Raw genomic sequence first — 22393 nt, forward strand, 5'->3', positions numbered from 1 at the left:
AAAAACAACAAAGGTTATTGATGGATTTTTTTACAAATGAAAATATAATTTTTTATCTTTTAGCATATTTAATAGGTTCTATCCCTTTTGGTTTGATACTAGCAAAAACTTTCGCTGGTGTTGATATAAAAAATGATGGTAGTAGAAGTATTGGTGCCACAAATGTTTTAAGAGTAGTAAAAAAAACAAATCCTAGTTTAGCAAAAAAATTAGGAATAGCAACAGTTATTTTAGATGCTCTAAAAGGTACAATTTTGCTTTTAGTTGGTATGTTTATTTTTAATTTAAGTGAACAAACTCTTTGGACAATGGCTGTTTTGAGTGTTTTAGGACACTGTTATTCTATTTATTTAGGACTTGAAGGCGGAAAAGGTGTTGCAACAGGACTTGGAGTTTATATTGTTTTAATTCCAATTTCTACACTAATTGGTGCAATTGTTTGGTTTGTTTGTGCAAAAGTTTTAAAAATATCATCTTTATCTTCACTTTTAGCACTAATTGCAGTAATTATCAGCTCTATTTTTATAAATGATGGCTTAAATATAGGTTCAAATGCACCTATGTATTTAATTGCTTTTATTATTTTATACAAACATATTCCAAATATTATAAGACTTTTAAAAGGTGAAGAGAAAAAAGTAGTATGAAAATAGAGATCGAACAACTTACTTTTAAATGTATTATTGGGATTCTTGATTTTGAGAGAGTAAAAAAACAAAAGGTTATAATCAACCTTAGTTTTGATTATGATTTTAGCAAAGATAATTTCATAGACTATTCAGAAGTTGCAAATCTTGTAAAAGAAACTATGAAAGAGCATAAATTTGAACTTCTTGAAGATGCAATAAAAACAATAAAAACACTTCTAGAAAATACTTACACAATAAAAAATCTTAAATTAAAAATCTCAAAACCAAATATTTTAAAAGATTGTATAGTAAGTATTTCTTCTTAAAAAAATTTAGTAAAATTATGGTAAAATCTTGTATTTTTAAAAAAAGGATTTTATCTTGAAAAAATTTATTGCTTCTTGTGCGCTATTATGTGGAGCTTCTCTTTTAGCAGACACTACTATGTGCTTTAAAGAAAACCACCCATCTATGGCAACTATTGAAACTGTTCCTCTAAATGGTGGAGCTTGTGGAGGAAAATACTCTATTACTGATATGAAAAAAAAGGGTTGGCTTGTTGATGATATTAAAATAAATGGTTCTAGTTATATTTATATCTTAAAAACTCAAGATCATGGAAAAACTATGGCTGGTGTTGCACCATCTGGAATTAGTCAAGAACAAATGGAATCAAATATTCTTGCTAAGCTTGAAGCTAAACAAGAAGCTGAAGAACAAGCTGCTATTGAAAAAGCGAATGAAACTATGTTAGCTGATGCAAAAGTTTTATATACAAATCAATGTCAAAGCTGTCATGGAGAAAAAGGTGATAAAACAAGAGGTAATTCAAAACTTAAAAATGTAAGCCAAAAAGACATGGAACAAGCTCTGAGAGATTATGAATTAGGAATTAGTGAAGAGAAAAGAAGTTCTATTTATGGACCTGCTCATATTAATTTCTTAAATAACAAAAGCATAAAAGGTATCAAAGCTTATTTAGATAGTATTCAATAATTTTTAAAGAGCATATTGCTCTTTAAATAATATTTTATTTACTCACAACATATTTAAAAACCTCAAAATAGAAAACTAAAGGATAAAGCTATATGGATGCCTATGAATATTCAGAACTTCTAAAACTACTTAACACAAAACTAAACAACATAAAAGGTATTTTAAAGCCTGATTTATTAAATAAAAGATTGCAAGAGATTATAGAGCTCGAATCAGCTCAAGATTTTTGGAATGATATTGACAACGCTACAAAAATTGGAATAGAAAAAAATAGAATTTTAGGAAAACTAAATAAATTTAATAAAGCTTATGAATCATTAAATGGAACAAATGAACTTTATGAGATGGCAAATAGTGAAAAAGATGAAGATACTTTAGAACTTTTATATGAGGAAGCAGAAGATTTAGAAGACTTAATTAAATCAACCGAAATATCAGTAATGCTTTCAAATCCAGATGACACACTAAATGCAATTGTGACAATTCATCCAGGAGCTGGAGGAACAGAATCTCAAGATTGGGCTAGCATATTATATAGAATGTATTTAAGATGGGCTGAAAGAAATGATTTTAAAGTTGAAGTTCTTGATTATCAAAATGGTGATGAAGCTGGAATAAAAGATGTAAGCTTTGTAATACGTGGCGAAAATGCTTATGGTTATATGAAAACAGAAAATGGAATTCATAGGTTAGTGCGAATCTCTCCTTTTGACTCAAATGCAAAAAGACATACATCTTTTTCATCTGTTATGGTGAGTCCTGAAATAGATGATAATATTGATATTGTAATAGAAGATAAAGATATTAGAATTGATACATATAGAGCAAGTGGTGCTGGTGGTCAGCACGTAAACAAGACTGAAAGTGCTATTAGAATTACTCATATTGCTACAAATATTGTTGTTCAGTGTCAAAATGATAGAAGTCAACATAAAAATAAAGCAAGTGCTATGAAAATGCTAAAATCTAGACTTTATGAACTTGAACTTGAAAAACAAAGAGCATCTAAAGATACAGGTGATAAAAGTGAAAATGGATGGGGACATCAAATTAGATCTTATGTTTTACAACCATATCAACAAGTAAAAGATAGTAGAAGCAATATTGGATATTCAAATGTAGAAGCAATTTTAGATGGAGATATTACAAAAATTATGGAAGATGTTTTAATAGCTACTAGCTCAAACTAATCTTCTTATTAAAAATAAAACAAATAAAAAAGGCTAGAAGAAAATCTTCTAGCCTTTTTCTATTTTTGCAACAAAATCTTATAAAAATGATTTTGAATATGCACTATCAGATACATTTTGAGTATCTACAATATATGGAACAAGTGCCATATGTCTTGCTCTTTTTATTGCTTTTTCTACCATCTCTTGAGAATTTTTAGAATTTCCTGTAAGTCTTCTAGGCATAATTTTACCTCTTTCACTCATAGAAATTTTTAAAAGCTCAATATTTTTATAATCAATAAAATCTACTTTCATTTCAGTATATTTACAAGATTTTTTTCCGTATTTTCTTCTTTCAGCCATTTTTAACTCCTTATTTTCTAAAACGGTATTTCGTCATCGATATCGATTTCAGGAATATTTTGCTCAGCTCTTGCTTGAGTTACTTTTCCTGCACCTTGATTTGGATTGTATGAAGGTTCATTATACTGCTCTTTTGGAACTTGAGTATAAGAGTTATTCCCATAAGAACCACCCTCATTTGAACCTTTGCTATCCAACATTTTCATCTCTTCAACTCTTAAAGAGTGTCTGCTTCTAGAACTTCCATCTTGTGCAGTCCACTGTTCAAGAACTAATCTTCCTTCTAATAAAACTTTAGAACCTTTCTTTAAGTATTGATTAGCAACTTCTGCACTTCTTCCAAACATATTAAACTCTAGAAAACAAACTTCTTCTTTTTGTTCTCCTGTTTGAGATTTATATTTATAAGATGAAGCAATTGAACTTTTAGCAACTGCTGAACCGCTAGGTAGATATTTTAATTCAATATCTCTCGTTAGATTTCCAACCATAATTGTCTTGCTATACATAAAAGGCTCCTTATTTTAAAGTTTTACTTTGAAGCTCTTTTTATAGCTTCTTCGCTCATTTTAGTCCAAGAACCAACTTCTTTTTTAGTTTCATATTTAATAAACATAAATCTAATAAGCTCTTCGTTGTTTCTATAATTTCTTTCAATTTCTAAAATTGAATTTGTTGGAGCTCTAAAATAGATTACATAATAGTAACCTCTTTTACATTTTTCGATTTCGTATGCTAACTCTTTAACACCAATATTTTCAGTTGCAACTATCTCTGCACCATTTTTTTCAAATAGAGCTTTAACTCCATCAAGTTGTGCTACAGTCTCTTCTTCAGTTAAAGTAGGCTTTAAAATAAACATTGTTTCATAATGTTTTAATTTTGACATTCATTCTCCTTATAGATTGTGCCGATTTTCTTTACATTCCCATTTCATCAGCAAGGATATTTTTTTGTAAAGTTTGGGATTTTATCTAAATGAAACTATAAATTTTCTTAAACTTGCTTGTAAATATAAATTTATATTATCAATTTTCTCTGTTTTTATAGCTAATTCCAAATTTAAAATATACTCTAGCATCTCTAAAAATCGTTTTGGTTTTATATTTATTGCTAGTTTTGATTTTTTTTCCCAAATATTTTTTGGTGGATTATAACCTAAAACTTCAATAGGATTTACAACCGCATAAATTCTAGCATGTGAGCTAATCATAAAAAGTTGTTGAATAAATGAACTAATTTGATTTAAGATAAAAACCTCATTTAATCCCTCTTCCAAAAGAAGTGATAAATCATTTGATATATCTTTTGAAGCGATAAAATCGTGTAAAAAATCATCAAAATTCACACTTCCCACACCAAAACAGTGTAAATCTACTAATTTAGTAGTTACTCTTTCATTTAAAATGGCTAATTTACTTAAATCATTTGTACTAAGACTAATATTTTGTCTGTGCATAAAATATAGATGGCTCAAAGCATTTTCATCATAATCAATTTTTAATCTCTTTGCCTCATTTTGTAAAAAACCTATAGCTTCATTTGGCATTAATGCAAAAAATCTAACTGCACAAGCATTTTGTTTAGCACTAAAACTACTCTCCATAGATTTAAAATCAGTATCTCCAATACAAGCCAAAATAAGTGTGCTATCTTTATTTAAGTTTGCAGCTTCAACTAAAATATCTAACTCTTTTTTTGGGATTTTCTTATCTATTTTTATCAAAACTACATTATTTGATGAAAATAAAGATGACTGAAGAAGTCTATCTTTAGCATATTTAAAATTATACTCTTCAAAATATAGTTTTTCTACATCTTCATCTTTTGCTATTATTTTTGAGACCAAATATGCATATTGCTCAACTAAAAACGTTGATTGACCGTAAAACATATAAGAACTAAATCTTTTATCTGCTTTTAAATATTTATCAAATTCACTTTTATACATGGTTAAAATATTACCCTAAGTTTACTTTTATTATAATTTTTCTTATTTTAATTACTAAGGGGTTTATTATGTATAAAGTTGTTCTTCCTATTTTAGGGTTTGAAAAATTTTCAAAAATTGATGTAGAGAAAGTAGACGAGTTCGTTTCTTTTTTAAAGTTCGAAGATGGTTCTAAAATATCTATCATAAACATAAATGTTTTAAACAAAGTTTCATTTGATTTTCAAATTGACAATAAAACTTTAGACGCTTTAAAAATAAAATCAAAAGATGATTTTTCTACTTATTTTATTTTAGTTTCTCAAGAGCCTGTTGAACATTCAATTATTAATCTAGTTGCTCCAATTTTCATAAATGAAAAAGAGAAACTAGTTGGTCAATATGTTACAAGCGAAAAAGTTGAACCTTATTTAGCATCTTTAAATAACTGTATCAATTTATAATATTTTAGCAACTATTAATTTAGTTGCTAAATTGCTAGAAACTATTTTTACTTTATGTTTTGAAAATAGTTTTTGTCCCTTATAATTTTCTATAGTTACTTTTAATCCAATCATATTTTCATAACAAACAGCCTTTGCTCTTTCAATATCAACTATTTTTACTTTAATTTCACCATCAATATTTTCTTTTGCCCATCTTGCATACTTTCTATCTTCAAAATCCCAAACAAGTTTATCTATTTTTCTTTCTTGTTCTGAAATATGAGTGCAAATATCATCTATATTTTTTGGTAATTTTTTACTCTTTAAAATTCTATGAATTACTAAATCGGAATACCTTCTTATTGGACTTGTAAAGTGTGAATATGAACTAAATCCTAAACCAAAATGTCCTAAATTTCTTGAGCTATATTTTGCTTGTGTTAAACTTTGAATAACAAGTTCATCTATTTCATCTCTTAAAAATAATTTATTTGATTCTTCTTGAATATGAGAAATTGTTTCATGTACATTATTTTTTAATTTCGCTTTTACTCCCAAAATATTAACATCATCAATTAATTTTGATATCGCTTTAAAATTTGGCTCTTCATGAATTCTAAAAATTCCCAAAGCTCCAACTTTTTTACTAGCTTCAATATTTGCAAGTAGCATACACTCTTCTACTAATTGGTGAGAAGATGTTGATTTTTCCACTTCAATATTTTCTAATAAACTGTTTTTTAGTTTAAGTCTATTCTCTTGTGTTCTAAAGTCATAACCTTTTTTTAATCTATCATCTCTAAATTTTTTTGTAATTTCATAAAGAGGAAGAAGATAATCAAAAATTCTCTTTTCATTTTCATTATATTGGTCAAGTTTATTTTCTAAAACTCTATCAATTCTTCCATATGAAAAATTCCTATGATTTTTTATAGTTGCGCAAAGTAGTTCACTATTTTGTACTTTTAAATTTTTTAAATCTAGTTTTAGTTTAAAAACATAAGCGTATCTATCTTCATTTTCTTTAAGTGAACATAAGTTTTCACTTAAAAGTGGAGGAAGCATTGGCAATGTTCTACTTGGTAAATATATTGTTGAAGATTTTTTAAAAGCCAAAATATCAAGTTTACTTCCCTCTTTTACAAAATGTGAAACATCTGCAATTGCTACATAAAGAGTGTTATTCTCTTTATCAAAAAAGATAGCATCATCATGGTCTTTGGCACTATTTGGATCAATTGTACAAAATGGTAAATCTCTTAAATCAACTCTTATTTCTTCTTTTTTAGAATCATCTTCAATAAACCCATCTATTTCAATTTTCTCAACATCTCTATAAAGTTCTTCATAAATATACAAACTTATAAATTCATCTATTTTTGCATCATTCAAATTTCCAATAAACTTGATTTCTTTAAACTCTTTATTATCAATGATTAAAACATCGCCATTTGTATAAGTTTTTGTATTTTTACTAGGTAATTCTATATTCTCTTTTAAAGTAAAAAATGAACCATCTTCAACATATACTAAAATTTCAGCTCTTTTTCCTTCAAGTACTTTTATAACCTTTGCTTTAATTTTACTTCTTGGATTAAAAACTCTTTTTGCCAAAATTAAGTCATTATTGAATGCTCCATTTAATGCATCTAATTCTAATTTAATATTTTTTATTGGGTTTACTAAATCTTCTAAAATAGCAAAATTCTTCTCTATTTTTAAAACTCCAATTTTATATTTTGAATTTATCTCAAAATCTTCACCATTTTTTACTATTATCTCATCTTTTATATAATCTTCTATTATATTTTTTTCATCTTGGGAAAAATTAAATATCTTTTTTTCAATTTTTGTAAATATATTTTTTAACAATTCTTATCCTTTTATTTGCACTATTATATAGTTTTTCTTTTAAATCTAATATTTATCTATATTTTTGTATAATCTTTCTAAATTTTTAAAAAAATAGAGGGTAGATAAATGGCAATAAATGTATTCTATGACAAAGATTGTAATATAGAGTTAATAAAATCAAAAAAAGTTGCAATGATTGGATTTGGTTCACAAGGACACGCACACGCTGAAAACTTAAGAGATAGCGGTGTTGAAGTTGTTGTTGGTTTAAGAAAAGATGGTAGTTCTTGGAACAAGGCTGAAGCTAAAGGTTTCAAAGTTTTAACAGTTGCTGAAGCTACAAAAATTGCAGATGTTGTTATGATACTTTTACCAGATGAGACTCAATCTGAAATTTATGAAAAAGAGATTAAACCAAACCTAAAAGATGGTGCTTATTTAGCATTTGGACATGGATTTAATATTCACTATAAAAGAATTATTCCTTGTAAAAAAATGAATGTTATGATGGTTGCACCAAAAGCTCCAGGTCATACAGTTAGAAGTGAATTTACAAAAGGTGGAGGAATTCCAGATTTAATCGCAGTTCATCAAGATGCATCTGGTGATACAAAACAAGTTGCTCTTGCATACGCTAGTGCAATTGGTGGTGGAAGAACTGGAATTATTGAAACAACTTTCAAAGATGAAACTGAAACAGACTTATTTGGTGAACAAGCAGTTCTTTGTGGAGGAGCTACAGCTCTAGTTCAAGCTGGATTTGAAGTATTAACAGAAGCTGGTTATGAGCCTGAAATGGCATACTTTGAGTGTTTACATGAGTTAAAATTAATCGTTGACTTAATGTATGAAGGTGGAATTGCTGATATGAGATACTCTATTTCAAATACAGCTGAATATGGGGATTATGTATCAGGACCTAGAGTTATCAATGATGAGTCTAAAAAAGCTATGAGACAAATCTTAAAAGAGATTCAAAATGGAGTATTTGCTAAAGATTTCATCCTTGAAGGACAATCAGGATACCCAAGAATGAATGCTGAAAGAGCATATACAAGAGCTTCTTTACTTGAGCAAACAGGTGTAAAACTTAGAAATATGATGCCATGGATTGCATCTAAAAAAATAGTAAATCAAGAGACTAACTAATTATTTTAAGAGCTTTTGCTCTTAAAATAAAACTAACTTATGGCAAAAAGAACAAGAAAAAAACGAAAAATTTCACCTATAAAAAAAAGCTTAAGAAAAAGAAATCTTGCAAGAAATTTTATAGTACTTTTAACTCTTATTTTTCTACTTCTACTATTTGCTTATTTTTTCTTAAGTAAAAATAATCAAACAGTAAAATCTTCTTCTAACAACAATATCTTACAATCTCAAAAATTATATACAAATGATGAAATTATGGAAGAAGTTATAGAAAGTCTAAATCCAGATAGTAAAAATAATATTTTAGAAAAAGATTTACAAACAGAAGAAAATAGAAAAGAAATTTTTGAAAAAGAACTAAAAAAAGATATTTTAAAAGAAGTTTTAGAAAGACAAAAAGAGATTGAAAAATTAAAAATTGAACAAAATATAGAAATAAAACAACCAAAAGAACCTTCAAAAGAGATAGAAGAAGAGATAATCGAAGAAAAATCTAAAATAGAAAAACCTATAATTAAAGAAACAAAACAATTAATAACAAAAAAAGATAGCTACAAATATGATTTAAAAACTAAACCAAAACTAGTAATTATAATAGATGATGTAGTAACAAAATCACAAAAAGATAAAATTTTAAATATTGGATATCCTATAAATATGGCATTTTTACCACCTAATGGTGCACAAAAAGAGTCTGCTTCTATTGCACAAAATTTACCTTTTCATATGATACATTTTCCAATGCAAGCTTCTAAAAACTTTAAAAATATTGAAAGTGATACTTTAAATATATCTGATAGTTATGAAAAAATAGAAGCTCGAGTAAAACAGCTTAGAGCTTTGTATCCAAATGCTATTTATACAAATAATCACACTGGTTCGGTTTTTACAGAAAATTATGAAGCGATGGATAAACTTTTTCGTGCATTAAAAAAGTATAATTTTATATTCGTAGATAGTAAAACAACTCCAAACTCTGTAGCAAAAGAGTTATCTATAAAATATCAAATGCCATATATTGTAAGAGATACTTTTTTAGATAATGACAGAAGCTTTACAGCTATTCAAAATCAGCTAAAAGATGCAATAAGAGTTGCTAAAAAACAAGGTTTTGCAATAGCTATTGGACATCCTTATGAAGTTACTTTCAAAGTTTTAAAAGAGTCAAAACATCTTTTAAACGATGTTGAACCGATATTTTTAAACAAACTTCCATATTTATAAAAATTTAGTTAAAATAAATACAAAAATTATCAAGGGTTTTTTATGATAAATCAATTTGATTTTAAAATCAAAGAACTTGAAGCTATGAAAAAATACCCAAAAGAGCTCTATTTTATAGGAAATAGTGAACTTTTAAAAAGAAAAAAAATCTCAATTGTAGGCACAAGAAGACCATCAAGTTATACAAAAGAGTTTACATATAAATTAGCTTCAAAACTATCTTTAAATGGAATTTGTATAGTAAGTGGTGCTGCCATGGGAGTTGATAGTATAGCTCATAGTGGAGCTGGAGTAAATAACACAATTGCAGTTGTAGCAAATGGTTTGGATATAAGATATCCAACTGTGAACAAAAATCAAATTGTTGAGATTGAGAAAAATGGTTTAATTATTTCAAGTTTTAAAGAGGGCGAAAAAGCAAGAATCTATAGTTTTGTACAAAGAAATGAAATAGTTGTAGCTTTGGGTGAAAAATTAATAGTTACTCAAGCTGATTTAAACTCTGGAAGTATGACATCTGTGGAATTTGCACTTAAACAAAACAAAGAGATTTTTGTTTTACCACATAGAATAAATGAAAGCTTAGCCACAAATGAATTAATCAAAAAAGGCTTAGCAAAAGCAATTTATGATATTGATGAATTTATACAAAATATTGTTGGAGTTGGGCTTTTTGAGTTTGAAAATAGCTTTGATGAGATTTTAGAATATTGCAAAAATAACCCAATTTATGATGAAGTACTCTTAAAATATCCAGATAAAATTTTGGAATATGAGTTAGATGGCAAAATATCTATCAAAGATGGAAAAGTTTTTGTACTCTAATCACAAATATTAATAGATATAAAATATATCTATTAATATCTTAATTGATAAGTAATATCTCCAGCTCCAACGCCTAAAAATATTCCCTCATCATAAGTTTTTATGATTTTATCATCTTTTATAAGCTCGATTTTACCTTTATAAGAAACTATTCTATCTGCAAAAATAGGATTATAACTAGCAAACTCTTTTTCAAAATCAATATCTATTTTTTTCTCACCAGCAACTGTCCAAAGTGGAAGAATAATAAGCTCATCACATCTTCTAAAACATTTTTTAAAACCTTCAAGATTATCTGCTGTTCTACTATATTTATGAGGTTGCCAAAGAACTATTCTGTTATTAAAGTTTGTAAGATTGTCATATAACTCAACTGATTTCATAGTTGCTTCAATTTCTGTTGGGTGATGTGCATAATCATCAATTACTACAAATTTTTCATTTGATTGAACGACATCAAATCTCTTTTTAATACCTTTATAGTTTAAAAGATTTTTTCTAATAGTCTCAATATCAAGCTCATTTAAAGCGGCCATTATTGCCAAAGAAGCATTTGAAGCTATATGAAACCCAAATCCCCAAACCTCAAAAGTACCATAATCTTTTAAATCAAATTTAGTACAAGGTTGTCCATCTTTTAAAGTGTAACAAAGATTTTTTATATCTTTTGATGGATAAAAATATGTTGCATCTTCAATTTTTAATTTTTGGACATCTTTATCCTCAGCATTTACAACTCTTTTTTTTGCCAAATTTAAAAAAGTTTCATATGATTCATAAAATTTATCATAATCGTAGTGATAATACTCCATATGCTCAGGCTCCGCATTTGTAACTATTGCACAATATGGATTTGAAAGTAAAAAAGAGGCATCGCTTTCATCAGCTTCAAATGCAACTGTTTTATCTACATATCTAAAATTACTTCCAAACTCTTTTGAAATAGCACCAATTAATGCACTACTTTGTAAAATTGTTGCTAATATTGCTGTTGTTGTTGATTTTCCATGAGCTCCAGCAACACAGTAATTTTTCTTATCTCCTAAAATTATAGGAAGTGCTTCTTTTCTTGAAAGAGTTCTTATTTGTTTAAGTCTTGCTTCTATAAGTTCTGGGTTTTCATCTGTAACTGCTGCTGAATAAATTACTAAATCTAAATCATCCGTTATATTTTTTGCCTTTTGTGGACAAAATACTTTTATACCCTCTTTTTCTAAATCTTTTGTAATTGAAGAGCTTTTCATATCACTTCCACTAACACTATGCCCATCAAAGTTCAAAAATCTAGCTAGTGCTGAAAGACCAATTCCTCCAATTCCTATAAAATGAACTTTCAATTTATTTCCTTTTTTCGATTAAATGTTTTAAATTTTCATACTCTTTTTGTAGAAACTCTTGATTATTTTTCAAAAAATCATCTACATCAAAGTTAAAACTTGTAATAAAATAGCCATACTCTTCTTTAGATTCAAGTTCATATTTATTCACAAACTCTTCATAAAAATCTTCAAAATCAAGCTCTTTTGATAAATAAATGATTAAAATTTCCATATTTTTTTTCAAAAACTCATCATTAATACTATTTGCAAGAGTAAAAAATAGTGCTTTTGCTAATTCAAAATCACTATTTGACCATTTTTCAATAGCAAGTTCATAAAAAGCTCTAATAGTTAAAAAATCAATATTTTCTAATTTTAATAACTCATTTTTCTCTAATTTTTCTTGAAGATTAAGAGTAGCAACTTTTAAAATCTCATCATAAATTTTGTTTGTTTTTTCTTCTTCTAAATCTAAAACTAGCATAGTGTCTAAAATTTCATACATCATCTCTATATTTTGATTATTTATTGAATTTTGCATTGCTGCTTCTAAATATATTAGAAAATCTGGATTTGTTCTAGCTTCGTTTAAATCATCTTTGTTCATTTTTGTACCTGTTCTTCAGAAATTGGGATTAAGATTTGATTAAATTTATTCATATCAAAAGCAACTAAATCACTATTTGTATAGAAAAATTTAATAAATGACCTTTTTTTAAACATTTTTTGTTTTAAAGGTAATATTTGCAACATCTCTTTTTGTTTTTTTAACTCTCGTATTGGATTTTCAACACCTTTTATAATCTCTAGTTTTTCATTAAAAATTTTTGCCAGATTTTCATAGTGGTCTAGTAAACTTACTTGATTGTCTTTTTGTCCTATTGGATCATAATCAAATATTTTTGTTTTTAATTTTAATTGAGTTGCAACATCAAAAACTATTGGCGAAATCTGTTCATAACTTGCACTATCATTTAGAACAATTCCAACATTTTTTGAAGCTTTTAAACTCTCTTCTCCTATTTTAAAAATTGGAATTTTTAACTCCAAAAGAAAACTTAATTTATACAAATCTTTAAACATAGATTTTGTCAAAACAAGCAAACCAATATTATATTTTCTGCTATCTTCTTTAATTATCTCTTTAAATCCTAAATTTGCATAATCTATTTGTAAAATTATTGTAGGAAAATATTTTAATTCATTTTTTATAAGTTCCATAATTCCTACAGTTGTAGGTCTTGTAACTTTTACAATAAGTAAAGAGTTTTTTAATTTTTCATTTAGATATTTTACTTCATTAAGAGCTTTTTTTACACTCTTTTCATCTTCTAAATATAGATCTAAATATAAATAGATTTTACTTCCAAATGGCATAGGAAATTGACCTTGAGTTTTTCCTATAACATTATAAATATTCATTAAAACAGTTGGTCTTCCAATAACCAAAATCAAATCATTTGGTTTTAAAACTAAAGATGATTTTAGATTCATTAATTTTTGATTTCTATAAAGCCCAAAAATTCTCCAATCTTTTTGCTCAATAGAATCAATAGAACGATAAGCATAAGAGCTTCCAAATGGAATTTTTATCTCCATTATTTCGCCTTGTTTTAAACCAATATTTTGAGCTAAAACTGGTACATTTGGTAATCTTTCAACCATTCCATTTGCTAAAACATCAATTCCTTTGTAAACGCTAACCATTGGGTCTTTTATATTAATTCCCCAATAATCTAAAATAGTAATTTGAAGATTTTTTTTATATTCTCTAATATTTTTAATAACACTCATCATCTCATCTTTTGAGCTAAGTGCCATCAAAACTTCACTATGAATATTTTTGTCAAGAACCATTGATAATTTTGAATTTGAAGTAGGATCAAATTTATAGAATGTAAAATTTGAGGGTTTTTGAATAGGTAAAATCACATCATTCATATACACAACATCATAGTTGTTATCGCCTGTATTTGACTCTACAATTCTCTGCAAAAGCTTCTTTGCAACTATTCCATCAAGTATAATTAATATCTTTTTCATGGGCGAAATTATATCTTAAAAAGTTTAATAGTAGATTTTAGATAGAATATAGCCTTAATTAAAAAAAGGTTTATAATATCTATGGAATTTCAAATTGACGCAACCTCAAATGGTGCAAGAGCATGTACAATTAAAACAGCTCACAGCACTATTTTAACTCCTGTTTTTATGCCTGTTGGTACTCAAGGAACGGTAAAAGCTTTAGATGCTACTGATTTACTAGAAATGGGTACAAAAATTATTTTAGGAAATACTTATCACTTGTATTTAAGACCTGGAAGTAAACTAATCAAAAAGTTTGGTGGACTTCACGGTTTTTCAAAATTTCCAAACTCATTTCTTACAGATTCTGGTGGTTTTCAAGCATTTTCACTGAGCAATAATAGTAAACCAGATGAAAATGGAATAATGTTTAAATCTCATATTGATGGCAGCCGTCACTACTTTACACCAAAAAGTGTTTTAGATACTCAATATGATTTGAACTCTGATATTATGATGATTTTAGACGATTTAGTAGCACTTCCAAATACACAAGAGCGAATTTCTAAATCAATTGAAAGAACTACAAAATGGGCTCAAGAAGCAATTGATTATCATATGGAACAAAAAGCTAAAGGAATTGGAACGCATCAAAATATCTTTGCAATTATTCAAGGTGGAACAGATAAAGAGTTTAGAAAACAAAGTGCCGAACAACTTTGTGCAATGAGTGATTATGATGGTTTTGCAATTGGTGGATTAAGTGTTGGTGAACCAAATGCTCTTATGTACGAAACTGTAGAGTGGACAACACAATTTATGCCAAAAGAGAAACCGCGATATTTAATGGGAGTTGGAACACCTGAAGATTTAATAGAAAATATCGAACGTGGTGTTGATATGTTTGATTGTGTAATGCCTACAAGAAATGCAAGAAATGGAACACTTTTTACAAGCTTTGGAAGAATGAATATCAAAAAAGCAGAGTTTAAAGAAGATGCTAAACCAATAGATGAAACTTGCTCTTGCTACACTTGTAAAAATTTCACACGAGCTTACTTAAATCATCTTTTAAGAGCTGCTGAAATAACATATTTTAGACTTGCTTCAATTCATAATATTTTCTACTACTTGGATTTAATGAAACAAGCTAGAGAAGCTATTTTAAATGATAATTGGGTGGAATTTAAAAAAGATTTTTATGCTAAAAGAGGCAAATAAATCTTTTTTTTGATAAAATAAAAACTTTAAAAATAAAGGAAAAATTTATGATAACTGTAGATGATAATTTAATAGCAAAATTAGAAAAACTTTCAAGTTTAAAAATAGAAGATGATAAAAAAGAGAAAATAAAAAGTGATATTTCTCAAATGCTTGAGTTTGTAAACAACTTAAATGAAGTTGATGTTTCAAATGTTGAAGCAATAGCAAGTACAGTAAAAGGTGGAACTCCTTTTAGAGAAGATATTGCAGTTTCAAGCAAAGAGATTTCTGATGCAATTTTAAAAAATGCGCCAAAAAGTGAAGATAACTACTTTGTAGTTCCAAAAATTATAGAGTAAAAACATGATAAAAGTTTACGGAATAAAAACTTGTGGAAGTGTGCGAAATGCTTTGAAATTTTTCAAAGAAAACAATATAGAAGTTGATTTTGTAGATTTTAAAACTACAAAAATAGATTTAGAAACTGTCAAAAAATGGTCACAAAAAGTTGATATAAATATTCTTTTTAACTCAAAAGGGACTAAGTATAAAACTATGAATTTAAAAGAGTTAAATCTTGATGAGCAAGGTAAAAAAGAGCATTTAGCAAATGAACCTATGCTTTTTAAAAGACCTGTTATAGAGTATGATGACAAACTTCTAGTTGCTTGGAATGAAGAGGAGTATAAGAAGATTTTTTTATAAATCTTCTTATACAACTTTAAAAAAAATTATCTATACTCCCAAACAACTCCCAAAGCTGTATCCATAATTGAAATATTCATAGAAGATAATTCATCTCTTATGCTATCTGCTTTTGCAAAATCTTTATCTTTTTTCGCTTGAGTTCTTTTTAAAATTAACTCTTCTATTTGTTTTTTTAACTCTAAACTAACTCCAAATTGAAAATAAGAGAAAGCATCACTTCCCCCAAAACCTAAAATAGTTTCAATAAACTTAATATTTGCAACTATCTCTTGTTTTAGAATCTTATCTTTTGAATTTTTATCCAAACTATCATTTGAATTGTTTATAAATTCATCAATAGTAGCAAGTGCTAATGATGTATTTAAATCATCATTTAATGCTTCCAGAATAGTGTTTTCAAACTTTTCATTCACTTTTGAAGCAGCTATTTCATAAACTCTTTTTTTCACTCTATAAAGTTTGTCTAGTCTTTTTTTTGAGACAAGTAAATCCTCTTCATTGAAGTTTATATTAGCTCTATACGAAGAACTAAGAAGATAAAATCTCACAACTTCTCCACTATAAGATTTTAAAACATCTTTTAAGAAAAATGAGTTCCCCAAAGATTTACTCATCTTTTCACCATTTATATTTACAAAACCGTTGTGCATCCAATATTTTGCAAGATTTTGACCACTTGCGCATCTTGTTTGACTAGCTTCATTTTCATGATGAGGAAAAAGTAAATCAGCTCCACCACAATGAATATCAATTTGAAAAGGCTCATCTTTATATGCTAAATGTTTTTCAATCATAGCACTACACTCAATATGCCATCCAGGACGACCTGCTCCAAAATTTGAAGCAAAAGATACATCAGTGGCTTTTTCAAATTTCCATAAAGCAAAATCAGAGCTATTTCTTTTTTGATTATTTGTTTCAACTCTTGCAATTGAGTTTTCATCACTTGCTTGATGTGATAAAGAACCATAATAATTATCTTTTGAAACATCAAAATATACACTATCATCTGTTTTATATGCAACATCTTTTGAAAGTAAATTCTCTATCATATTTTTCATAGCATCAAGGTTTTCAGTAGCTTTTGGCTCAAAACTATTTGGTAAAATATTTAAAATTTCCATATCATTTTTATAAGTTTTTATATAAAAATTTGTAATTTCATCTAAAGATTTATCTTCTTCTTTCATCTTTTTGATAATCTTATCATCAATATCAGTAAAATTTTTTGCAAAAACTACTTCATATCCATTTGCTTTTAAAACTCTATGAAGCAAATCAAAAGCAATAGCACTTCTTGCATGTCCCAAATGAGAATTGTCATAAACAGTTGGTCCACAAACATAAATTTTTGCAATATTTGGTTTTAAAGATACAAATTCTACTTTTGATTTTTTTGATGTATCATAAAAATATATCTTTTTCATACTATTTAAATAGTGCCTCTAGGTTTGATGCATCTGTTATTTTTTCATCTTTTTTCATTTCAGAATTTGAAGATATTACACCTGTTTCAATCTCAACAATCTCTATATCATATTTTGTAAGCATAGAAGCTAATCTTATATTTAATCCAGCTTTCCCTATTGCTTTACTTTTTTGCTCACTATTGATTGTAACAATTGCTTTACCTTTTTCACCATTTTTTGGATGTTCTTCTATTTTTACACTATTTACTAAAGCAGGACTTAAAGCACGAGCAATAAACATCTCAGGAACACTAGAATATTCTATACAATCGATATTTTCACCACTTAACTCTTTTGAAACGGCATTTATTCTAACACCTTTTACACCAACAATTGCTCCAATTGCATCTATTTGTGGGCTTGTAGATATAAGTGCTATTTTTGATCTACTTCCAGGAATTCTAGCACTTGCTTCAATAATAATTTTTTCATCTTTAAGCTCTGGAACTTCTAATGTAAGCAAATTTTCCAAAAATTTAGGACTTGTTCTTGATAACTCTACCATCAAACCCATATTTTTATCAATATTTACAGATTTTACAACTGCTTTAAGTGTATCTCCTACTTTAAAATGCTCACCTTTTATTCTATTTTTTCTTTGAAGAATACCTTTTATTTCACCTATTTCAATAAAAGTGCTTTCATTTTTATCTACTCTTGTAACAACGGCAGATACAGTTTTTCCAACTTTTTCTTTATATTTTACCATGATATTTTCTTCTACAAATCTTTGAAGTTTGTATTCAAAATTACTTGAAAGAATTGTTGCTGCATTTCTTCCCATATTTTCAAATTCCAACTCATAACTCAAAGAGTCTCCTAGTTCTAAATCACTATTGATAGATTTTGCTTCATCTATTGCTATAAAATTCTCTTTATTTATAGGAGTTCCATCTTCATTTTCTAAATCTTCAAATAATCTTTTATCATCATTTGCTACAACTTCTATTTTTTGAAAAAGTGTTAATTTTTTATTTGCTCTATCTACTTTTGCATCAAAAATCAAAGTATAATCAATCATTTTTTGAGCAGTTTTAATCAAAGCCTCTCTTAAAGCATTTTCTACATCATTGATCTTAAGACCCTTTTCGTAAGCTATTGAGTCTAAAATATCTATTATTTTATCCATAATTATATCCTATAGTTTTTTTTAACATTGAAATGGTAGGTTTGATTTTCAATGCAAGTTTTAGGGCAATAGTATATCAAAAATACCTTTTATAGAAATTAAAGCAATTTTTCACTAAAATATACGATTATTTGAAAAAAAAGGTTTAATGAAATGGAATTATTACTTGCTAGAAATGAATTAAATGAAAAGCCAAAAAAAGTACAATTGGAAAAAATCAAAGATGAGTTAAAAAAAGAGGTTCAAAAAATACTTTACTTTGACAGAGAGAACTCTCACAAAGATATGATGGCTTTAGTTGAAGCTTTAGAAAAAGAGGGATTTAATATCTATTTTAGAGAGATTAAATTTGGATTAGCCGATGATGAGTATATGTATGAGGTTCATGCACTTTAATATTTTATAGTGATAAAAAATATGAGTAAAAAACTATTTATACAAACTTTAGGTTGTCAAATGAATGACACCGATAGTAAACATATTCAAGCAGAACTTGAGAAACACAAAGGCTATAGTTCTACACAAAATATTGAAGATGCTGATTTAATTATTATAAATACTTGTTCTGTTCGAGAAAAACCAGTTCAAAGACTATTTTCTGAAATTGGACAATTTAATAAGAAAAAAAAAGATGGTGCAAAAATTGGTGTTTGTGGATGTACAGCTTCTCATTTAGGTGAAGATATTATAAAAAGAGCTCCTTATGTTGATTTTGTTTTAGGTGCTAGAAATATTTCAAAAATCAAAGATGTTGTTGATATAAAAGGCTCTGTTGAAATCAGTATTGAAAATGATGACTCTCAATATGAGTTTGCTATAGCAAATAACAACAACTTTAGGACAAGTGTAAATATTTCTGTTGGTTGCGATAAAGAGTGTACATATTGTATAGTTCCTAGCACAAGAGGTGATGAGATATCTATTCCACCTTTTATGATAGTTTCACAAATACAAAAAGCTGTTGATAATGGTGTTGTTGAAGTTGCACTTTTGGGACAAAATGTAAACTCTTATGGAAAAAGATTTAGTAATAATACAGCTAAATATAGCTTCACACAACTTCTTCAAGATATATCAAAAATAGATGGTTTAAAACGAATTAGATTTACATCTCCTCATCCACTTCATATGGATGATGATTTTATAGAAGAGTTTGCAAGAAATCCAAAAATCTCAAAATGTATTCATATGCCATTACAAAGTGGTTCTTCAAATATTTTAAAAGCTATGAAAAGAGGATATACAAAAGAGTGGTTTTTAAATAGAGCTTTAAAAATGAGAGAGTTAATTCCTGATTTAAGAATTACAACAGATATTATTGTAGCGTTTCCAGGTGAAACACATGAGGATTTTTTAGATACTTTAGATGTTGTAAATCAAGTAAAATTTGATCAAATATTTAACTTCAAATACTCTCCTAGACCAAATACAAAAGCACTTGAATTAAAAGATTTAGAAATAGAAGACAGTATTGGAAGTGAAAGACTTGATGAACTAATAGAACTTCATAAAAGATATTTAGAAAAATCAATGCCTGATATGATTGGAAAAACAGTAAATGTTTTAGTTGAGAGTTTAAAACCAAATGGTGAAGTAAGTGGATATACAGATAATTACTTTTTGGTATTTACAAAAGGAAGCGATGAATTACTTGGAAAATTTGTAAATGTAAAAATTACAAGTGCAACAAGAACAGCTTTAAAAGGCGAAATTGTAGAGTAATGTGGAAGTCAATCAAAAAAAAGTATGCTCCATATTTGTTATATTTAATAGCAAAATTTATTTATGCAACAAATAAGAAAGTTTATCACCATCCTAAAGATGACAAAGAACCTTTTGTTTTATGTATGTGGCATGGTGATTTACTTTCACAAATCTTCAACTATCATCACTTTAGAAGAGGTTGGGTTGTAAAAGCAATAATAAGTGAAAATAGAGATGGAGAGATTATTACAAAAACAGCAGAACTTTTTAATTGTGGTGCAGTTCGTGGTTCTAGCTCAAATGGTGCTTCAAAAGTTTTAATAAGAGCATTAAAAGAGTTAAAAGTTGGGAATGACCTTGCTATAACTCCTGATGGTCCTAGAGGTCCTAGATATAGTATTGCAGATGGCGTTGTAATAATTTCACAAAAAAGCGGAAAAAATATTAGATGTTTTAATGCCATACCTTCAAAATATTGGCAGTTTAAATCATGGGATAAATTTGTATTACCAAAACCTTTTGGTAAAATAGATTTTTACATAAGCGAACCTTTTAGTGTAAAAGATATGGAACTAGAAGATGCAAAATCTTTAATAAAAACAAAGATGTTGCAATACTCTTTAATATAAAATAGGAAAAAAAATGTTTAAAAAAGAGACTATGTTTATAAATGTTGTAAAACAAAACAACAACCTAAAAGTTGAGTATAAAAAATATATAAATAACAAAGAAATAAGTGAAGACCACTCAACATTTTTACTAGATGGAGATATTCTTCCAGATAATATTGTCCAAAAATTAAATAATCTACAAAATGAAAATGATTTAAGCTATATATCGACTCTACTTTTAAGTGATACAACTAAATTAATTCCAAAATCAATATCACCAAAAGTAAAAGATTGTGAAATTATAAATTTCAATGATGCTTACGATATTATTGTATTAAAAACAACACTATTTGAAACACAAAATTATTTTGGAAAAACTGGAATTGATTATATATATTCAGCTTTTCACATAATGAATGCTCATATTCAAAAACAAAGTTCAAAAAATGAACTTCTATTTTTTATATACAACGACCGAGCTTATATTTTAATAGTAGATAAAAATAGTAAGATAGTTTACAATGAAGTTGTAGACTTGCTAACTTTTGATGCTGTAAAAAGAACACATTTTTATGAAGACAATTTAGAGGGTCAAAAACTTTTTGATGAACTTTATTACCTTGAATTAAGTGAACTTTTACAAAAAATTCTAAAAAATTTTCATGAGTCTCAAAAAGATATTTTTATACAAAAAATCTCTTTTTTGTTTGCTTTACGAAATCTTACAAAAGAGCAATTAACAAATCTAAGCCTTGAATTGATGTTGAAAGTAGATGATTATAGCGTTGATATTAATGATGAACTTTTTAGCTTATCACGAAATCAAAATGTTTTAAAAAGTTTTGTAGTTCCAAGAAAAAAGAAGAAAAAAAAGGATTCTAGATATATTTTTGTATTTATTCTATTTGCTATGATGTTTTATGGTGGATACAAAATTTACAATATGATAGATTTTAGAAAAATCGGAATAAACTTAAATCTAATAGAAGCAAATAAAACTATAAATCTTGAAAAACTTCCTGATCATATTTTAAACAACAGCAAAATTGAGCATAGAATAAAAGCTATTTTTAATACTACTCCACAAAATGTAATGATAAATGAGTTAGTTTTAAAAAATAAAATATTAGAGCTAAAAGTTACATCAAAAGATAATGAAAATCTAGATTTATTAAAACAATCTCTAAGCGCTATATATCAAATTGTTGAGACAAAAAAACTAGATGAAAAACAAGATAGTAATTTTGAAGCAATAGTTGTAGCAAAAGATGAATTAGAGATTAAAGATCTTGTATATGGAATATTCACAAAAGATTATTTACAAGATGAACTTTTTGATAAAGATAGTATAAATGAGCAGTTAAAAATCCTTTTACCAGAACACTCTATCATAAAATATATCGAAACATACAATGCAAATAAGGTTGAAATTTTTACTTATAGCGTAAACACTATTATAAAAGAACCAAAAGATTTATTTAATATCTTTACAAATATAAATAGTGAGTTGTACTCAATAACTATTTCAAAACCTATTTTGATGAAAAATACAAATTTAGGAATAGAAGTTGATTTTATTATAGAGTTTAATCAACTAAAAAATTAAGAAATTTATCTATTTTAAACTAAGTTGTTGT

Annotated in this window: 25 protein-coding genes; 15 read left to right on the top strand and 10 right to left on the bottom strand. The window is 27.1% G+C overall.

The annotated features are described in order from the left end of the window. Window positions 1-20 precede the first annotated feature (20 nt). The 4 genes from plsY to prfB all read left to right on the top strand — a co-directional run bounded on the left by plsY (window position 21) and on the right by prfB (window position 2815). Window positions 21-647 (top strand): glycerol-3-phosphate 1-O-acyltransferase PlsY, encoded by a 627-nt coding sequence (gene plsY, locus CJ670_RS03745; RefSeq protein WP_105938895.1) that lies wholly within the window; start codon window positions 21-23, stop codon window positions 645-647. Further along, on the top strand, window positions 644-955 hold the full coding sequence (locus CJ670_RS03750) for a dihydroneopterin aldolase (RefSeq protein WP_105938896.1): 312 nt from the start codon (window positions 644-646) through the stop codon (window positions 953-955). The genes plsY and CJ670_RS03750 overlap by 4 nt, the downstream gene beginning before the upstream one ends. Window positions 956-1010: 55 nt before the next feature. Next, window positions 1011-1625 carry a c-type cytochrome gene (locus CJ670_RS03755; RefSeq protein WP_165785174.1) on the top strand — a complete coding sequence of 205 codons (615 nt, stop codon included), beginning with the start codon at window positions 1011-1013 and terminating at the stop codon, window positions 1623-1625. Window positions 1626-1717: 92 nt separating this feature from the next. Next, entirely contained in the window at window positions 1718-2815 is a 1098-nt protein-coding gene (gene prfB / locus CJ670_RS03760; RefSeq protein ID WP_105938897.1) for a peptide chain release factor 2, read from the top strand. Window positions 2816-2893: 78 nt separating this feature from the next. Here prfB and rpsR read toward each other — a convergent pair whose 3' ends face one another. From rpsR to holA, 4 genes are all read right to left on the bottom strand, one after another. Continuing rightward, entirely contained in the window at window positions 2894-3160 is a 267-nt protein-coding gene (rpsR, locus tag CJ670_RS03765) for a 30S ribosomal protein S18 (protein WP_066156531.1), read from the bottom strand. 17 nt (window positions 3161-3177) lie between these two features. Next, entirely contained in the window at window positions 3178-3669 is a 492-nt protein-coding gene (ssb, locus tag CJ670_RS03770) for a single-stranded DNA-binding protein (RefSeq protein ID WP_105938898.1), read from the bottom strand. A gap of 23 nt (window positions 3670-3692) precedes the next feature. Next, window positions 3693-4049, bottom strand: coding sequence for a 30S ribosomal protein S6 (gene rpsF / locus CJ670_RS03775; RefSeq protein WP_105911491.1), 357 nt, complete (start codon window positions 4047-4049; stop codon window positions 3693-3695). Between the two features lie 81 nt (window positions 4050-4130). Beyond that, window positions 4131-5111: a DNA polymerase III subunit delta gene (gene holA, locus CJ670_RS03780; protein WP_105911492.1), complete on the bottom strand. Its 981-nt coding sequence runs from the start codon at window positions 5109-5111 to the stop codon at window positions 4131-4133. A gap of 68 nt (window positions 5112-5179) precedes the next feature. Between holA and fliW the strand changes: the two genes are divergently transcribed. After that, on the top strand, window positions 5180-5554 hold the full coding sequence (gene fliW / locus CJ670_RS03785; RefSeq protein WP_105938899.1) for a flagellar assembly protein FliW: 375 nt from the start codon (window positions 5180-5182) through the stop codon (window positions 5552-5554). Here fliW and CJ670_RS03790 read toward each other — a convergent pair. Beyond that, entirely contained in the window at window positions 5549-7408 is a 1860-nt protein-coding gene (locus CJ670_RS03790) for an RNB domain-containing ribonuclease (protein ID WP_105938900.1), read from the bottom strand. The two genes, fliW and CJ670_RS03790, sit on opposite strands and share 6 nt — an antisense overlap. A 108-nt stretch (window positions 7409-7516) precedes the next feature. On the opposite strand from CJ670_RS03790, the gene ilvC reads away from it, so the two are divergent. From ilvC to CJ670_RS03805, 3 genes are read left to right on the top strand one after another with little or no spacing between them, the layout of a single operon-like run. After that, the gene (gene ilvC, locus CJ670_RS03795) at window positions 7517-8539 is read left to right on the top strand and encodes a ketol-acid reductoisomerase (RefSeq protein ID WP_105911495.1); all 1023 of its coding nucleotides are present in this window, start codon (window positions 7517-7519) and stop codon (window positions 8537-8539) included. 39 nt (window positions 8540-8578) lie between these two features. Then, entirely contained in the window at window positions 8579-9763 is a 1185-nt protein-coding gene (locus tag CJ670_RS03800; protein ID WP_105938901.1) for a divergent polysaccharide deacetylase family protein, read from the top strand. Between the two features lie 42 nt (window positions 9764-9805). Next, entirely contained in the window at window positions 9806-10588 is a 783-nt protein-coding gene (locus CJ670_RS03805) for a DNA-processing protein DprA (RefSeq protein ID WP_105938902.1), read from the top strand. Between the two features lie 32 nt (window positions 10589-10620). Here the strand turns inward: CJ670_RS03805 and murC are convergent, their stop codons facing one another. The 3 genes from murC to CJ670_RS03820 are packed head-to-tail and all read right to left on the bottom strand — an operon-like array spanning window position 10621 to window position 13950. Beyond that, a complete protein-coding gene (gene murC / locus CJ670_RS03810; protein ID WP_105938903.1) occupies window positions 10621-11925 on the bottom strand; it encodes a UDP-N-acetylmuramate--L-alanine ligase in 1305 nt (434 codons plus the stop codon). A gap of 1 nt (window position 11926) precedes the next feature. Beyond that, window positions 11927-12514 (bottom strand): hypothetical protein, encoded by a 588-nt coding sequence (locus CJ670_RS03815; RefSeq protein ID WP_105938904.1) that lies wholly within the window; start codon window positions 12512-12514, stop codon window positions 11927-11929. Next, a complete protein-coding gene (locus CJ670_RS03820; protein ID WP_105911500.1) occupies window positions 12511-13950 on the bottom strand; it encodes a COG3400 family protein in 1440 nt (479 codons plus the stop codon). Before CJ670_RS03820 ends, CJ670_RS03815 begins: the two co-directional genes overlap by 4 nt. 81 nt (window positions 13951-14031) lie before the next feature. Here CJ670_RS03820 and tgt point away from each other — a divergent pair, with 81 nt between their 5' ends. Genes tgt through CJ670_RS03835 form a run of 3 tightly spaced genes read left to right on the top strand, consistent with a single transcriptional unit; the run spans window position 14032 to window position 15840 of the window. After that, entirely contained in the window at window positions 14032-15153 is a 1122-nt protein-coding gene (gene tgt / locus CJ670_RS03825) for a tRNA guanosine(34) transglycosylase Tgt (RefSeq protein WP_105938905.1), read from the top strand. Between the two features lie 50 nt (window positions 15154-15203). Next, window positions 15204-15494, top strand: coding sequence for an Asp-tRNA(Asn)/Glu-tRNA(Gln) amidotransferase subunit GatC (gatC, locus tag CJ670_RS03830; RefSeq protein ID WP_066168445.1), 291 nt, complete (start codon window positions 15204-15206; stop codon window positions 15492-15494). A gap of 4 nt (window positions 15495-15498) precedes the next feature. Beyond that, on the top strand, window positions 15499-15840 hold the full coding sequence (locus tag CJ670_RS03835; RefSeq protein WP_105938906.1) for an arsenate reductase family protein: 342 nt from the start codon (window positions 15499-15501) through the stop codon (window positions 15838-15840). 26 nt (window positions 15841-15866) lie between these two features. Here CJ670_RS03835 and cysS read toward each other — a convergent pair whose 3' ends face one another. Continuing rightward, the gene (cysS, locus tag CJ670_RS03840; RefSeq protein ID WP_105938907.1) at window positions 15867-17270 is read right to left on the bottom strand and encodes a cysteine--tRNA ligase; all 1404 of its coding nucleotides are present in this window, start codon (window positions 17268-17270) and stop codon (window positions 15867-15869) included. Between the two features lies 1 nt (window position 17271). Further along, window positions 17272-18441: a transcription termination factor NusA gene (gene nusA / locus CJ670_RS03845; protein ID WP_105911506.1), complete on the bottom strand. Its 1170-nt coding sequence runs from the start codon at window positions 18439-18441 to the stop codon at window positions 17272-17274. A 153-nt stretch (window positions 18442-18594) separates the two neighbouring features. On the opposite strand from nusA, the gene CJ670_RS03850 reads away from it, so the two are divergent. From CJ670_RS03850 to CJ670_RS03865, 4 genes are read left to right on the top strand one after another with little or no spacing between them, the layout of a single operon-like run. Continuing rightward, window positions 18595-18837, top strand: a complete 243-nt coding sequence (locus CJ670_RS03850) for an HP0268 family nuclease (RefSeq protein WP_105911507.1) — start codon at window positions 18595-18597, stop codon at window positions 18835-18837. A gap of 21 nt (window positions 18838-18858) precedes the next feature. Further along, window positions 18859-20163: a tRNA (N6-isopentenyl adenosine(37)-C2)-methylthiotransferase MiaB gene (gene miaB / locus CJ670_RS03855; RefSeq protein ID WP_105938908.1), complete on the top strand. Its 1305-nt coding sequence runs from the start codon at window positions 18859-18861 to the stop codon at window positions 20161-20163. Further along, window positions 20163-20774: a lysophospholipid acyltransferase family protein gene (locus CJ670_RS03860; RefSeq protein ID WP_105938909.1), complete on the top strand. Its 612-nt coding sequence runs from the start codon at window positions 20163-20165 to the stop codon at window positions 20772-20774. The genes miaB and CJ670_RS03860 overlap by 1 nt, the downstream gene beginning before the upstream one ends. Before the next feature lie 13 nt (window positions 20775-20787). Continuing rightward, window positions 20788-22362 (top strand): DUF8569 domain-containing protein, encoded by a 1575-nt coding sequence (locus CJ670_RS03865; protein ID WP_105938910.1) that lies wholly within the window; start codon window positions 20788-20790, stop codon window positions 22360-22362. The last annotated feature ends 31 nt before the right edge of the window (window positions 22363-22393 follow it).

This window comes from Arcobacter cryaerophilus gv. crypticus, assembly GCF_002993025.1.
Classification (GTDB): Bacteria; Campylobacterota; Campylobacteria; order Campylobacterales; family Arcobacteraceae; genus Aliarcobacter; species Aliarcobacter cryaerophilus_B.